Origin of the sequence: Acidisarcina sp. (assembly GCA_035539175.1) — a bacterium.
Lineage (GTDB): Bacteria > Acidobacteriota > Terriglobia > Terriglobales > Acidobacteriaceae > JANXZS01.
In genome coordinates this window covers 657,739-673,934 of the sequence record DATLIY010000007.1, presented here as the reverse complement: position 1 = coordinate 673,934, position 16,196 = coordinate 657,739, and the positions used below count along the sequence as shown (strand labels likewise).

9 protein-coding genes are annotated in these 16,196 nt (G+C 55.4%); 8 read left to right on the top strand and 1 reads right to left on the bottom strand.

Annotated elements, in window-relative coordinates:
* The first annotated feature begins 51 nt into the window (after window positions 1-51).
* From VM554_05520 to VM554_05510, 3 genes are all read left to right on the top strand, one after another.
* Complete coding sequence (locus VM554_05520; protein HVJ07822.1) at window positions 52-2,706, top strand: bifunctional YncE family protein/alkaline phosphatase family protein; 2,655 nt, start codon at window positions 52-54, stop codon at window positions 2,704-2,706.
* A 231-nt stretch (window positions 2,707-2,937) separates the two neighbouring features.
* Complete coding sequence (locus VM554_05515; GenBank protein HVJ07821.1) at window positions 2,938-6,498, top strand: carboxypeptidase regulatory-like domain-containing protein; 3,561 nt, start codon at window positions 2,938-2,940, stop codon at window positions 6,496-6,498.
* Between the two features lie 155 nt (window positions 6,499-6,653).
* A complete protein-coding gene (locus VM554_05510) occupies window positions 6,654-8,102 on the top strand; it encodes an alpha-L-fucosidase (protein ID HVJ07820.1) in 1,449 nt (482 codons plus the stop codon).
* Window positions 8,103-8,211: 109 nt separating this feature from the next.
* Here VM554_05510 and VM554_05505 read toward each other — a convergent pair whose 3' ends face one another.
* Window positions 8,212-8,967 carry a DeoR/GlpR family DNA-binding transcription regulator gene (locus VM554_05505; protein ID HVJ07819.1) on the bottom strand — a complete coding sequence of 252 codons (756 nt, stop codon included), beginning with the start codon at window positions 8,965-8,967 and terminating at the stop codon, window positions 8,212-8,214.
* A 102-nt stretch (window positions 8,968-9,069) separates the two neighbouring features.
* Between VM554_05505 and VM554_05500 the strand changes: the two genes are divergently transcribed.
* From VM554_05500 to VM554_05480, 5 genes are all read left to right on the top strand, one after another.
* Window positions 9,070-10,011 carry a class II aldolase/adducin family protein gene (locus VM554_05500; GenBank protein HVJ07818.1) on the top strand — a complete coding sequence of 314 codons (942 nt, stop codon included), beginning with the start codon at window positions 9,070-9,072 and terminating at the stop codon, window positions 10,009-10,011.
* Window positions 10,008-11,528 carry a rhamnulokinase family protein gene (locus tag VM554_05495; protein ID HVJ07817.1) on the top strand — a complete coding sequence of 507 codons (1,521 nt, stop codon included), beginning with the start codon at window positions 10,008-10,010 and terminating at the stop codon, window positions 11,526-11,528. The genes VM554_05500 and VM554_05495 overlap by 4 nt, the downstream gene beginning before the upstream one ends.
* A gap of 23 nt (window positions 11,529-11,551) precedes the next feature.
* On the top strand, window positions 11,552-13,192 hold the full coding sequence (locus VM554_05490) for a hypothetical protein (GenBank protein ID HVJ07816.1): 1,641 nt from the start codon (window positions 11,552-11,554) through the stop codon (window positions 13,190-13,192).
* Between the two features lie 707 nt (window positions 13,193-13,899).
* The gene (locus VM554_05485) at window positions 13,900-15,207 is read left to right on the top strand and encodes a GRP family sugar transporter (GenBank protein ID HVJ07815.1); all 1,308 of its coding nucleotides are present in this window, start codon (window positions 13,900-13,902) and stop codon (window positions 15,205-15,207) included.
* 102 nt (window positions 15,208-15,309) lie between these two features.
* Window positions 15,310-16,170 (top strand): inositol oxygenase family protein, encoded by an 861-nt coding sequence (locus VM554_05480; GenBank protein HVJ07814.1) that lies wholly within the window; start codon window positions 15,310-15,312, stop codon window positions 16,168-16,170.
* Window positions 16,171-16,196 lie beyond the last annotated feature (26 nt).

Sequence of the window (16,196 nt, the reverse complement as noted above, 5' to 3'; positions counted from 1 at the left end):
ATAATTTGTCAACGTTAAATCTTCCAGGCGCGGTTACACTATGGAGCGACGATGCTCCTTAAATGCGCTGCTGCCGCTTTTTTCTCTGTCGTATTTTTTGCTTCTGCATTCGCTCAGAATCCGGTTGCTCATCCGCATGAAGTTGTCCTGCCAAACGGCCGCGTAATTCAGCCAGAGGGCAAGTGGATCAAGCTCGCCCCCTTTCCGTTTGCGCTTACTGTTCGTCCGGATGGCAGGCAGATCGCAGCGCCTTCGATCGGGTGGCCCTTCTCGTTGAATGTGATTGATGATCCGTCTGGCGAGTCACCGGAAATACATCGGGTTCCCGCAAGAGATGACAACGATCCGACCGTTCAGGTCCACATGCAGGTGGCATATTCGTTGGATGGAAAGTTGCTCTATGATCCGACAGGCGATTCAGGCGCGGTAGACATCTACGCCTCCTCGGACTGGCGTCATATAGCGCGGATCCCGCTCGATGGTGCAATTGGCGGCATAAACTTCAAGGAGAGTTTTGCTGCGGCGGCTGTGCTGTCTCCCGATGGCAGGCTGCTCTATGTTCTGGACCAGGGAAACTGGCGCGTTGTGGTGATTGATCTTAGCAGCAACAAGCCAGTGGCTAGCATGGCTACAGGTTCGAATCCGCTGGCGATTGCGCTGTCCTCCAATGGACGCCGTCTCTACGTGGCGAATTCAGGATTGTTCGAATACCAGCTGGTAAGCGGGGCGAAGCCATCCGGCCTACGCTTTCCTCCCTTCGGTTATCCGTCGAAGGCCGCACGCGAGGGAACAATTGCTGAAGGGCACAGCGTCCCGGCTCTTGGCGATGAGAACAATCCGCGGGGCAGTTCACTCTGGACGTACGATGTAGCCACGCCACAGTCGCCGCGGCTGATGGCGGAGCTTCGTCTGGGAAGCCGCATTGCGGAAGGCCGCAATAACGTGGTCGGCGGCGCATCTCCTTCCGGCATTGCAACCAGCACAGAGCACGTCTATGTTTCGCTGGCACATGAGGATTCAATTGCCGTTGTCTCGCCCGATGGGGCAAAGCTCGAGCAGGAAATTGCTCTCTCGCCATTCACTGGTCGGCGCTACGAGGACAAGAGGGGCCGTCCGCTGCGTGGCGTAATGCCCTTCGGGCTTGCGCAGGCGGCGGGTAGGCTTTACGTCGCTGAGTCAGGCATCAATTCCGTAGCGGTGATTGATACAAATACAAATCATGTGCTCACACATATCCCCGTTGGCTGGTATCCGGCGGCAATTGTAGTTTCGCCCGATGGCCGATCTCTCTACGTCGTCAATAGCAAAGGGAAGGGAAGCGGGCCAAATATCGGACCAGACCTCACCCACATAAGCCGTCAGTACATTGGCGAACTGGAGTTCGGCAGCCTTTCTGTCATTCGATTGCCTGTGGCGGAAGATAGCTTTGCCGCTTCATCGGCTGCGGTCGTAAAAGCGAATGAAGCCTCGGTTGCAGAATCCAGGCCTCTGCCACGCATCGGCCATGTTTTCCTGATCATTCGCGAAAACCGCACTTATGACGAAGTCTTCGGCGATCTTGCAAAGGCAGATGGTGAGCCTAAACTCGCACGCTTCGGCCTGCATGGGTGGGCTGAGGAGGACCCGGCAATACATGATGTCTCTGTGACTCCGAATGCCCATGCGCTGGCCGAGCGATTTGCAACCAGTGATCATTTCTATGTCAATAGCGATGTCTCTGCAGACGGGCACCGCTGGGCCGTAGGCATTGCACCTGCTCCGTGGATGAACATTGCCTGGGCCTCAGGATATGGCGGCCGCCGGACCGGGAGTGCATCCAGCGAAGCGCCAGGGCGTCGTGCGCTTGGCGGCGGCGCAGACAGCCCCATGCCTGAAGACGAGCCCGAATTTGGGTCGTTGTGGGAACATGTTGCCGGAGCGGGCCTGCCGTTGATGAATTACGGCGAAGGCCTGGAGGTCGAGGGCAGCGATGAGCGTGAAGGCACGGAGCCGGAAGGCCAGCGTCTCTTCCTCAACGCTCCTGTTCCCGAGCCTGTTTTTGTTTCGACCGATCGTCACTATCCAACTTTCAACCTCGGCATTCCCGACCAGTACCGCTATGCTGAATTTCTGCGAGACTTTACGCGCCGCAGTAAAACGGGATATCGCGCGGCACTTACTGTAATCCGATTGCCGAACGATCACATGGCCAGCCCGCGCCCCGCAGATGGATATCCTTACCGCGTATCGTATGTTGCCGACAACGATCTCGCTCTCGGCAAGATTGTCGATACCATTTCGCATAGCGCAATCTGGAAGGATTCGGCGATCTTTGTCATCGAGGATGATGCGCAGGGCGGAGTCGATCATGTCGATGCGCATCGCAGTCCGGTGCTCGTGATGAGTCCCTACGTGCGCAAGGGATACATTTCGCATCGCCATACCAGCATGGCCAGTGTGCAAAAAACAATTTATGAGCTGCTACGTCTAGGTCCGCTCAACCTTGAAGATGCGCTCTCCGCAGACATGAGCGATATGTTCACTGATACGCCTGACCTTGCACCGTACCGCTTCGCCCCGTCCGATAAGCGTATCTTCGATTCGGTGCGCGCACGGCTTGCCCATCCGAAGACGGCTGCGGAGAAGGCGGAATTGCTTGACATGGACGATCCTGATGAGATCGCTCGCGAGTTTCACAGCAAACCACATATCTCCCATCCTGACTGAAGCGCTGAGAAGACTGGCGCAACCTCCTACCGCAAAAAATATTGTCCCGATTGTGTGTCGTGGCACAATTTGTAAAATTCCTGTCACGCATCTGTGAAAGTGTTAGTGCTGTTAGACCACTCCGCTAACCAGACGTGAGTTCCCCTAACCTCGAAAGAGGTTTTCTCACACCAACCTATAAATACAGCCATTTTGAGAAGTGCAAGTAATTCCAGGAGATCTGTGACATCTATGAGAAGTGTATTTACCGCTAAGTCTTCTTACGCGTTCTGTAGGAGCGCGCTATTCGCTCTAGCAACCGCTTTGTTGCTGGCACCCGGCAACCTGCCAGCGCAATCTACGCAGGGAAGCATTCTCGGCACTGTAAGAGACACGGCCGGCGCTGTGGTTCCAAGAGCGACGATTATTCTGAAGAATCTAGACGAAGGCTCGATCCGCACTACCATATCCAATAGCATCGGCGATTATCAGTTTGTAGATGTGAAGGCCGGGCACTATACCGAAGAGGTTTCCTCTGGCGGATTTCAAAAATGGTCGGTAACGGGTCTTGTCCTCGCCGTTCGTCAGCAACTCCATTTGGATGCATCTCTTACTGTAGGAAGCGTTCAGCAGGAAGTTCAGGTTTCAGGAGACACAGTCAGCACGATCGACACGGAAACGCCGTCGATTAGCGCCGTATACTCGAACGCTGATGTGTCCAACCTGCCGGTCAATACGCGCGCCAGCGCTGCCGGCACAAGCGCATTGAACATCGTCGGCACTCTGCCCGGTGTGCAGGCTGACCACGGCGACTTCGCACTGCAAGGCGGCTTGCCGTTCCAGACAGAGGTCTCCGTAGACGGCATTACCATCCAGAGCTCGACGGGCAATTCGCCGATTTCCGATGCCTTTCCTTCGAGTGAATCGATCTCCGAACTGCGCGCGGATGGCGCTCAGAACAATGCCGAGTTTGGTCAGCCTGGCGAGATTACGGTGACTACCAAGGGCGGCGGAAACACAATTCATGGATCGGCGTTCTGGTATCACCAGAATGCTGCTTTCAATGCTATTCCATATACCAATCCAGTCACCACGAAGAAGCCGAAACTCATCGGCAACACGTATGGCGCGAGCTTCGGAGGCCCGGTTGTGATCCCGCATTTCTACAATGGACACAACAAGACATTTATCTACGGCGCTTATGAGGGATGGCGGCATCCAGCTCAGACGACAGAAGCTTTCACTGTTCCCAGCACGCTGATGAAGCAAGGCAACTTCTCAAAGTATTCTTCTGCGGGATTCACGGGTCTCACCAATCCATTTACAGGCGGAAGCTATGGGAAATCGCTGCCTTCGATCAACCCGGCTGCGCAAAAGCTGCTCTCGTTTTATCCAGATCCGAATGTAGGCGACCCCACAGCTTATGTAGATGATGGGACAGCCAACTACATCGCTAATAAAGACAGCAGCGGTCACTCCGATCAATTCGACATTCGTGGCGATCAATACTTCGGCGCAAACCAGAAGTTCCTTCTCTGGGGCCGTTTTACCTGGAAGAACTTTCCTATCAGCCAGCCTCAAGCGCTTACCGTTCCTTCCGCTCAGAACGCAAACCAGTCACGGGTTCTGAAGATCAGCGCAAACTGGACCATTACGCCGCAAATCATCAACGAAGCCGGCTTCGGTTTTACGCTTTTCAGTTCTGGGCAGACCGACAGCTTTGACGGAAAAGCCTTCACGGAAGGGCTTGGTCTGAATGGGTTGCAGAACCTCTTCTACAACGGCATTCCTGAACTAGACTTTAACAATATCAGCGCACTGAATGCCGACCGTTTGACCTCCATCAACAAGTCGCGCACATTTGTTTACACCGATGCGCTGACGTGGTCGAAGGGAAATCACATATTCAAGTTCGGCCTCGATATCCGGACCCTCGAAGCAGTCACTCCACTGGGCTTTAATGGCTCTGACAACTATGGAACCTTTCAGTACAACACCCAGGGTAGTGCCGGGCTATTTACTGGCGTTGATTTTGCAGATTTCCTGTCAGGCCTGCCGTACCAGACGTTCTATGACGCAGTGCAACAGGATAACGACGGATCGTCTGTGCATTATCACTTCTTCGGCCAGGATCAATGGAAGGTCACTCCAAACCTTACGCTGAGCTACGGCGTCCGTTATGAGCTGCACCCAGGCTACAGCGACAAGGGTGGTGACATCGGCAACTTCGATGACAGCCTGGCGCTCGCTGGCCGTGCCATCTATCCGAACGGCAAGTCTCGTCTGTTGGCGCAAAGTTTCCTCGCAAGCGCCAACGCCTGCGATCCGGACGGCGTGAACTACACAAACTCGGCGGTGGTTAACGGTGCGCCTTGCATGCCGGTGCTTGGCAACAGTCAGGCGGGCTATCCTGGCGGGCTAAAGAAATATCCGCACCTTCGCTTTATGCCTCGCTTCGGTTTCGCGTGGCGCCCGTTCAACAATAACAAGACAGCCGTTCGCGGCGGCTTTGGTATGTACAACATCACATTATTGGGCGCAAACTTCTATTCTCTGACCGGCACATTGCAGGCGCAGACTACCCAATACACCAACACTCTGGATTCGACATCCCATAAAGTCGGGTATCAGTGGCCGAACATCTATGCAGGTGCAGGGAATGGCGGGTGCAGCAACTGCTATGGACAGGATTACTTCGGAACGGCAAACAGCACGAACTGGAAGGATCCCTACACTGAACAGTGGTCGTTTAGCGTTGACCACGATTTCGGCAGCGGTTATGCAGCTCGCCTCTCCTACATTGCCTCCGAAACGCATCAACTGGTCTGGGCGCCGGATGAAAATACTCTTCCGTTCTCCAGCACAATTTCGGCCAACAACCAACCGCTGAGCGCACGGCGCTTCCCGAACTGGGGGCGTATCAACAACCGCGCGACCGGTGCCAACGCAAGCTACCAATCTCTGCAGGCAGAGTTCGATCACCGCTTCCAGAGAGGGTTGCAATTGAACTCAACCTGGACGTACGCGAAGGCTCTTGCTGATAACCAGGGTCCTGCGAATACTGGCTTTGCCGGTGAGAGCGGAGGCGCGCGTGCTACTTCAATCCTTGACCGTGCGGCCGATTATGGCAATGTATATGGAACCAGGCGGCATCGCTGGAATACCACAGCGGTTTATGACCTTCCCTTTGGAAGGGGGCGCGAATTTGGCTCCGGCATGTCCAGAATGGCCGATTCCGTTGTAGGCGGCTGGCGTCTATCCACGATCTTCCTGTGGCAGACTGGGCCGTTTGAGTCGCCCTATTTCCCGAGTGGCCAGGGCGATCCTTCCGGTACTGGCTCAGGATTAAAAGGCACTGCATCTGGCTTTGATGGCGGCCACCGCAACCAATATCCAGATGTTGTGCCGGGTGCGAGCTATAAGCCACTTCATCGGACGCGCACGCAATGGGTCAATCCCAACGCCTTTACCTGCCCTGGTTATCCTGGCTGGACGCCGGGAACAGCCTGCACCACCGGCAGCGGCTCCGGTCCGGTTCCGAATCCAATCGGCCGCTTCGGAAACGCGCGGGTGGGTTCCGTTGTGGGTCCCGGTATGGTCAATCTTTCCGCGGGTCTCAGCAAGACCTTTTCCATCACGGAAGGGCTCAAGCTGAAAGCTGAAGGCACGTTTACCAATGTGCTGAATCACACCAACCTGAGCGATCCAAACATGAACGTCAGCTCAAGGAGCTTTGGGTTGATTACGAGTGCCGTCGGCTCAGACTTTGGAGGCGCCCGCTCCGGTCAGGTTTCCATGCGTCTGGATTTTTAAACTGCTGTTCTTCTGTAGAGAAAGCCTGCCTCCATGGCAGGCTTTTCTTTTGGGCATTGATGCTTCATTTTGTCATTGTTCAACAAGTGGAAGCGGCAATGTATCGGTACCGGGGGAAGCAGGATAGAGCCTTGTGTGAATAAATATGAAGCGATATGCATTCTTTCGGTGTTAGTATTTCGCCCATGCAGAAATACTGTCATCGTGACCGCCGCTATCTCTTAACGTGCGCCCTGCTTTGCAGCGTACTTCTCACTTCTTTTTCCTTTGCTGCTGAGGCGAAACATCCGGTCGCATCGATTCAGGACATGGAGACGCAGGCACATCGCGATGCGCGAATGAACTGGTGGCGGGACGCCCGGTTTGGCATGTTCATTCACTGGGGGCTCTATGCGGTTCCCGCAGGGACCTGGCAGGGAAAAGAGGTTCCCGGCATCGGCGAATGGATCATGCATGACGCCAGGATTCCTGTTGCCCAGTATCAATCATTGGCGCATCAGTTCGATCCGACTGGTTTCGACGCGCACCAGTGGGTGGCTCTGGCGAAGGCTGCGGGCATGAAGTACATCGTGATTACGGCGAAGCACCATGATGGATTCGCCATGTACGACTCAAAGGTGAATTCCTTTAACGTTGTTAGTGCAACGCCGTTTAAGCGGGATGCTCTGCGCGAGTTGGCGATTGAATGCCAAAAGCAGGGCATGCGGCTAGGTTTTTATTACTCGCAGGATCAGGACTGGACGGCTCCCGGCGGCGCAGCCTTCGGCGGCCACTGGGACAAGGCGCAAGATGGCGACTTTGCAGCCTATCTGCACAATAAGGCGATTCCTCAGCTTCGAGAACTGCTGACGAACTACGCGCCCTATCCGGTAGTCATCTGGTTTGATACTCCAACCAAGGACATGACTCCGGCACTTGCAGGTGAAGTGGTGTCTCTACTCAATAAATATCCAAACCTGATCTGGAACAATCGCCTCGGCGGCGGATATGACGGCGATACAGAAACGCCAGAGCAGACGATTCCTCCCAAGGGTTTTCCTGGCCGCGACTGGGAAACCTGCATGACCATCAACGATACCTGGGGATATAAATCCCACGACACAAATTTCAAGTCGACGGCAACCCTGCTGCATAACCTTATCGACATTGCCAGCAAGGGCGGCAACTATCTCTTGAATGTCGGTCCAGATGCCAAGGGCAATATTCCTCAGCCCGAAGTGGATCGTCTGCAGGCGATCGGACGCTGGCTCGACGTCAATCATGAAGCGATCTATGGCACAGGCCCAACCGCTTTCGGCGATGAAGACGGGTTCTACAGCGAGACGAAGAAGGATGAGAATGGCAAGCCCGCCTGGGTCGAGAAGTGGGACTGGCGTTGCACCACGAAACCCGGCAGGCTGTACATTCACATCTTTGAGTGGCCGCACGCGGCTTTCCACATCGATAAGGTGACGCAGCAGATCACCGGGGCCTATCTGCTGGCCGACGCGCAGCGCAAACCACTGAAGTTCACGCAGAAGGGCTCCGCTGTTGATGTAGTTCTACCGGCGCAGTCGCTTGATCCGCTGGCCACGGTTCTAGTGCTGGAAACGAAAAAGCCTTAGCTCGAAGAGGTGCCCAATTCACTCCGCGGATGGGCGGAAGAAAGACATACTTTCCGTCCATCGCAACCAAGGTTAAAAGCGCAGCAAAGTACCTTTGCAAGGGCCGAGGTCAAGCCAGCGTGCACTCCACGTTGTGCTCTTTCAGCATCTGTCGAAATTCAGGGTCCAAGTCCGTATCGCTCACGATCTGATCGATCTCGTCGAGGCTGGCGACGTGGATCATCGCATCGCGACCGAATTTGGAGTGGTCTGCAACGATGATGACCTTATGGGCCGCCCGGATCATCGCGCGGATGGATTCGACGATGAAGCTGTTGGAGTCGCTGATGCCGGCAGGGGTAATGCCTCGTATGCCGATCATGAGGATATCTGCGGAGACGCTATTCAGCATCTTCTCGCATACGGGGCCGAGTTCAATGCCGAGGCGGGGAAAGAGATAGCCGCCGGTTAACGTAACCTCAACCTGCTTGCTATCCCAAAAGACCTGGGCGACTGGGATCGAGTTGGTGACAATCTGGATCGATCGACCCTGCAAGTTCTTCGCAACCTCAACCACCGTGGAGCCGCCACCCATGATAACGGTTTGGCCATCTGCGACAAGCGAGGCGGCCACTTTCCCAATGCGGGCCTTTTCATCGCGGAAGCTTCCGGTCAACCGAGTGAAATCCATCAGTTCATCGCGAGTCTGGAGCGAAATCGCTCCACCGTGCACTCTTCGCAGAACTCCATTTTGTTCCAATTCGATCAAATCGCGGCGGATACTCGATTTTGAAGCTTCGAATTTGGAGCACAGCTCTTCAAAGTTCACAAATTCTTGTTGGGAAAAGAGTTCTCGAATTTTTCGGAGACGAAGCGCTTGCTGCATGGTCACTCCATCTTAGCGCAGGGCAGAGATGACTCCAATGCCTGGTCGGTTGACTGTGCTTGAAACGATGCTCTATAGTTCACCATTATTCACAGGAAGCCAATGGAAACCCTGCAGTCTACGGTTATCTCAACCATCCTCCGCAAAGCCGTGTTGGAGTGCTTTGCCGCGCGCGAGAGTACTTCAAGCGCCTCGGACGAACCTCAACAGCTCTTTCAATCTCCCGCCGTAAACGCGCTGAAGGAAGAGATCCTCGCCGCCGGACGGAAGCTTTGGGAGCGCCAATATGTTGACGGCAATGGAGGGAACATCTCGGCACGTGTGTCGTCCGACTATGTTCTGTCCACTCCCACGCTTTGCAGCAAGGGAGATTTGCGGGTTGAGGACTTGTCCCTTGTGGACATGGAGAACCGGCAGATCTGCGGCAGGCGGCCGCACACCAGCGAGATCCTGCTCCATCTGGAAATTTACAAGACCGTGCCCGAAGCGAAGGCGGTGATCCATTGCCACCCCCCTTACGCAACTGCGCATGCGGTGGCAGGCGTAATTCCGCAGGGCAATCTTGTCCCGGAGCAGGAGGTATTCGTTGGTCCTGTTGCTTTGGCTGAGTATGAAACACCAGGCACGCTGCAATTTGCGCGGACCGTTGTCCCTTTCGTCAAGCAGCACAACACGATTCTGTTAAGGAACCACGGGATTGTCTGCTGGGCAGACACGGTGACGCATGCGGAATGGTATGCAGAAGTGCTGGAGAACTATTGCAAGACACTGATGATCGCCTCGCAACTGAGGACTCCTCTGCCTGAAATTCCGCCTGACAAAATCCGCGACTTGCTGGCCATAAAGAAGAAGCTCGGCTTGCCGGACAAGCGATTTCCGTTGGAGCCGACGCCGACCGAGGATGCCGCGCCGAATGGCAACTATGGGAAACGCGACATTCCCCCCGGGAATGGCAAGCCTCATTCGATGAGTGATGCGGAGATCAATCGGTTGACCGAACAAATGACTTCTCTCGTGCTCTCGTATCTCGAGGACGAGAGATGACGGCTACAGCCAATTATGTCGCCGTCGATCTGGGAGCTGCCAGCGGAAGGGTCATGGCCGGACGCTGGGACGGGCGGCGATTTGCGATGGAAGAGCTGCATCGCTTTCCCAATGGCGGCGTTCAAGTTGGAGAGCATCTCTATTGGAACGTGCTCGGTATCTGGTCGCAGATTCAGATTGGCCTATCCCAATATCGCGGGCGTTTCCCGGAGTCACCGCTCGGCATCGGTGTAGATGCATGGGGGGTTGACTTCGGATTGCTGGACCGGTTCGGTCGCCTGCTTGCGAATCCTTCTCACTATCGCGATCGCCGCACCACTGGCGTCCCAGAAAAGGTTTTTGCGCGTGTGCCGGAACAGCGGATTTTGGCTGAGACCGGTGCCCATACCATGCAAATCAATACGCTGTTTCAGCTCTACAGCATGGTCGAAGCCAACGATCCTCTTTTGGCCGCTGGGGAGCGGTTGATGATGATTCCGGATCTCTTCACTTACTTCCTCTCCGGCGACAAGATCATCGAGTATACGGAGGCGACGACGACACAGATGTTCTCGCCGGCCCGGCATGATTGGGCGCGTGCGATGCTTGACGAACTGGGCATTCCCACTCGCATTCTTCCGCAGCCCACTCGGCCTGGAACAGTGCTCTCTCCAGTGCAGGGGCAGCTACTCAAAGAGTGTGGCCTGCAGCATTCCTTCCCGGTCATTGCCGTCGCTTCCCATGACACATCCAGTGCCGTCGCTGCGATTCCCAACATGAGCGAGGACAGCGTTTTTCTTAGTAGCGGAACCTGGAGCCTGATGGGCGTTGAGTTGCGGGAGCCCGATACATCGGAGCGCGTGTTGCAGTTGGGTTTTACCAACGAGGGCGGTGCAGACGGCTCCTTCCTGCTCTTGAAGAACATGACGGGACTATGGATTGTGCAGGAGTGCGTACGTCAATGGAAGACGGAAGGCTCTGACTATAGTTGGGCTGCCCTGACGGCTCGCGCAGGTGCCGTGCGAGCATTCCAATGCCTGATTGATCCTGATGCGGAAGAGTTTCAGGCTCCTTGCGATATGCCTGCCGCGATACGCCGCTACTGTCTGGATTCCAACCAGCCCGTGCCCGAAACCGTGGGTGAGATTGCGCGCTGCGCATTCGAGAGCCTGAGCCTGAAGTATCGCTCTGTCCTTGACTCGCTGGAATCGGTAACGGGAAGGGAATTCCGAACGATTCGTATTGTGGGTGGCGGCTGCATGAATCAGCTGATTTGTCAGATGATTGCAGATGCCTGCTGCCGGCAGGTGGTTAGCGGACCCGTGGAGGCCGGGGCGCTGGGGAACGTGCTGCTGCAGGCTATCGCCAGGGGACAACTCGCAGATGTACACAGTGGCCGTTCCGCTATAGGGGAGTCGGTGCAATGTTCAACATTCGATCCTCATCCATGCAGTGGATGGGATGAAGCGTATGCTCGCTTTCGCAGGCTGGAAGCGGATGGATCCAATCGTGCCGCGGCTAAAACTACGGCAGGCTGAAGAGACGGCAAAGGAGTCAGTCCATGGCAGGATACGTTGTTCCGGAGTTAGAAACACCAGCTCCCGTGGGAGCCAAGGAAGTGCTACTGGTTGCCAGCGGAGATTTGCGCCAATCCGCGAACCAGGTTTGTTGGCCCGCACAGTCGGCGATGGAAGCAAAGCTGACCGAGGCATTCCGTGCCGAGGGATTCACATTGCGCCGTGCCCATGCTTACGATGCAGGCCTGAAGCACGGCTTCATTTACAACCAGCGCATGGGCATGGACGTCTTCACGCATATTCCTTCGGATGCTCCTCTGGTAGTCGCCGAGGCTGTGTGGCAATACAGCAACCACGTTCTTGCCGGCTTGTTGAGCCATCGCGGGCCGATCCTTACGGTAGCGAACTGGTCAGGGGAATGGCCCGGATTGGTCGGAATGCTGAACTTGAATGGTTGCCTGTATAAGGCAGGTGCAACGTTCAGTACTCTATGGAGCAAGAACTTCGATGACGAAGACTTTCGCAAGGGTCTGCGGCAATGGCTGATCGAGCACAAAGTGGATCATGATCTGAGCCACGTGCATGATTTTGACGTGTCGGCTGCACCTGCAGCAGAGCGCGAACTGGGGCGCTCGCTGGCGAAGCTGCTCCAATCGCGCAAGGCAATTCTGGGTGTCTTCGATGAAGGCTGCATGGGCATGTATAACGCAATCATCGAAGATTATCTTCTCAATCCACTGGGTGTATACAAAGAGCGGTTGAGCCAGTCTGCGCTGGTCGCCGCCATGCGCGACATCTCCGATGCCGAAGCGCAAAAGGTTCGCACCTGGATGGATGAGCGCGGCATGACCTTCAAGACCGGTCCAAACGAAGCAACGGACCTGACCGACGCGCAGATCCTGGCGCAGTGCAAAATGTATATCGCCGCGATGCGCATTGCCGCTGACTTTGGTTGCGATGTCATTGGCATTCAGTATCAGCAGGGCCTCAAGGACATGGTTCCGGCGTCGGACCTGGTTGAGGGCCTGCTGAACAATGCGGAGCGGCCTCCGGTCTTCTCAAAAGATGGACGTGAGCTCTACGCAGGGCAACCGCTGCCGCACTTCAATGAAGTGGATGAAGGCGCCGGCCTGGATGCTCTGATCACCAACCGCGTCTGGAACTCCATGCAACTGGATCCTGCGACCACGCTGCACGATGTTCGCTGGGGTGAGCATTATAAGGGGCAGGGCATCGACGACTTCGTATGGGTATTTCAGATATCGGGTGCAGTGCCTGCGTCGCACTTGAGTGGTGGATACGCCAAGGCAGTAAGCGAGCGCCAGCCGCCGATGTTTTTCCCCCTGGGCGGAGGCACGCTGAAAGGCGTCTGCAAACCGGGGCCAGTGGTCTGGAGCCGCGTTTTTGTGGAAGGTGGACGGGTGCACGTAGACATGGGCCGCGCTACGGCAGTCGAACTACCTGCCGAAGAGACCGAGCGTCGCTGGCAGGCTACGACGCCACAATGGCCCATGATGCATGTAGTGCTGCATGGAGTCTCGCAGAGCCAGTTCATGGCCAGGCATCACGCTAATCATGTGAGTGTGGCTTATGCTCCCACACCGCAAATTGCCGATCGTGCGCTGGCTGCGAAGGCCGCGATGTTTGCCGAGCTTGGCGTTCAGGTGCATCTCTGCGGCATTTGAGCAGAGCACCTGGCAAAGTAGTTGTTGTTTTTACAAGAGAAGAGAGCGGCCTGCGCGCCCGCGTCAGGCATGGGCTGCTTTCTGGCGGCCACTCCGGCTGCGCAACATGGATCTCCCGCCGACACTAATGCGGCAACGTGCGGACGTGATCAGCGGCAGAAGCTTGCTTCGTCGAACGACTTTCGCGCTTACCTCGGAATTGGCGATGCGAAACGAGTGGATCTCGTTGCGATACACTGGGCCAGTGGTCTCATCGAAAAAGTAACTCTGCCCGCCGTGGATCGGATCTTCACCGTGGCTGAGGGAAAAGGCATCGTGCAGGAACTCTGCATTCTGTGTTCTTCTGGAAAGAGCACCGCTGCGACTCCAAAAGGAAACAGGGATCTCCGCAAGCCATGACGCTGACTGCGGGAGCGATGACGTTGGAGCCAAGCCCTCATTGGACGCGCGGGGGACCGGGAGCAGAGAGTTGAGTCCACACTGACTCTCCCAATCGCAATCCCCAAGGTGGATAGAAGATGACCCGAGGACAGACAGTAAAAGCAGTTCTAACGGACAGCCACTTCGTAATACCAATAATAGTCTTGTTGATCGGGCTCGCTCTTTTGGTCGTCCTACACTAGAGTACTTCCAGTCTCTGGTTGATCTTGTTGCGACTACCCGCCTTAGGCGCGCGAAAGGACCAACTGCACATTAAGGTGTCCTGAATGAAAGAAGTACTTCAAGTCAACGCGCCGGATACCAGGTCGGCGCTAAAGAGGTTCGCTTCTACCCACACGCTAGGCGTTTTTTGCGGACTGGCCGCGGGCGTGTGGCTGGGAGCTGCTGAGGCCCCTACAAAGCTTGTGAATTCAGGATTCTCTCCATTCGCAATTTCGCTTTGCATGGTTGCGGGTGTCTTCATTGCAAGGTGGACCTTCCCAACGCTTCTGAAGGGAACGCGCTCGGTATTCGCAGATCTGGGTGACAACAAGCACCTCATTCCCTGGGCGATTCTGGCGGGTGCGCTTTGGGCGGTGGCAAATACGCTTACTGTTTTTGCTATTCGGGACGTCGGCCTGACGATTGCGTTTCCCTTGTGGAATACAAATTCCTTGATCGGCATTTTGTGGGGCTGGCTTTTGTTCGGCGAACTCAAGCACGCGGACAGAAAGAACGTGGCGAAGGTAGTCCTCGGCGCTTTGGCCATCGTGGTAGCCGCGATCATGCTTGGATTCAGCACGATTCATCATGGCGCAGCTCCTGCACCGCGCGCAGTGAGCGGCATTCTGGCCGCCATAGGAGCAAGCCTGTTATGGGGAACCATGTATGTGCCTTATCGCAAGGCTTACATCAGCGGAATGAATCCCCTCTCCTTTGTCACCGTGTTTACGGTCGGCGAGTTGGGCACGGTTTTCGCACTGGTTCTCGCTCTGGATGGCGGCCTGCATTCTCCGGTTTTTCATCTGGCGCAAACCAGGCATATGCTCTTCTGGCTATTTCTGGGAGGCTTCGTCTGGGTAATTGGAGATCTCTTTCAGCAGTACGCAACGAAGTATCTAGGAATTGGGCGCGCCATACCGCTCTCGAATACAAATCAGTTATGGGGACTTGCCTGGGGAGCTCTTGTTTTTGGAGAACTTGCGGGTGCGGATTGGCATCATAAATTGCTAGTGCTTCTGGGTTCCAGCGTGATGATTTTAGGTGCTCTGGCAATCAGCACGGCGGTGGCGACAGAGCGCGAGCACACCTCCACGAACGATGCCCTGATCCGCGAATGCCGAAGATATGATCTTGACTATCATCAAGTGCTCCGCGCATACAGCGAATCGGTGAACCGGAGTGATCGGCGGGACTGGTGGGATTACCTGATCGTTGCAACCGCGATTGGAACGTTTCTGTGGCTGGGGTGGAAGGCATCCATCCCTCCATTGGCGATGAACCTCCGGTGGGTTCTCGTTTTGACATTTGTTTTAGTGCTCACTCTCGCAGGCTTTGCATGGGAGATGTGGAGGACAACCAGAAAGTCGTCTTAACCTGTGTGAGCTGAACTTCGCGATGCACTGACATTGGCGCTGAGCGCTTCTCACATGGTTGAAAGCTATCAGGATGCAGGTCAGCCTGAAGGGAGAACCGAAATGAGTGCAGCTGCTCCAATGGATTCAAAGCCGCTCAAGAATCTGGACGAATGGGATGACTTCCTGGAAGGCCGATACAAACAGGGGAAGACGGAAGAGGAGTTTCGGCAGTACGATGCAACTGCCAATCCTGAAGTCGCCGAGTTCTATCGGCTCAACCATGAGAACCAGACTGTCGATTACGTGCTTGGCAAGGAAAAGCAATACTTTGGTTTGACGCGTGGCCAGAAGTCGATATGGGAGGCAGCCGAATATCTGAATACGCTTGTGGATGACAGCGATCCCGATACGGACCTGACCCAGATGGAGCACTTGCTGCAGACCTCGGAGGCGATGCGTCGCGACGGGCAGCCGCGCTGGATGATCCTTACCGGCTTTATTCACGATCTGGGGAAATGCCTTTGCCTCTATGGCGAGCCGCAGTGGGGAGTGGTTGGCGATACGTTTCCAGTGGGCTGCGCGTGGTCGGATACGATCGTGTTTCGAGAATACTTTCAGAAGAATCCCGATGCGTTGAATCCCGCATACCAGACCAAGTATGGGATGTATGAGCCGAACTGCGGTCTTGAAAATATCCATATGTCCTTCGGGCACGATGGTTATATTGCCGAAGTGATGAAACCTTATTTGCGCGACGAAGCGCTCTCCATGTTGCGCTTCCACTCCTTCTATCCCTGGCACAGCCACGGCGCGTATACCCACCTTACGAATGAGAAGGACCGTGCAATGTTGGAGTGGGTGAAGAAGTTCAATCCCTACGATCTTTATTCGAAGGGGCACGCGAAGCCGGATATGCGGCAACTAAAGCCCTACTACGACGACTTATTTGCGGAGTTCCTGCCGGAGAAGATCGCCTGGTAGGCAGGCGGATGACGGAATACCTTGCA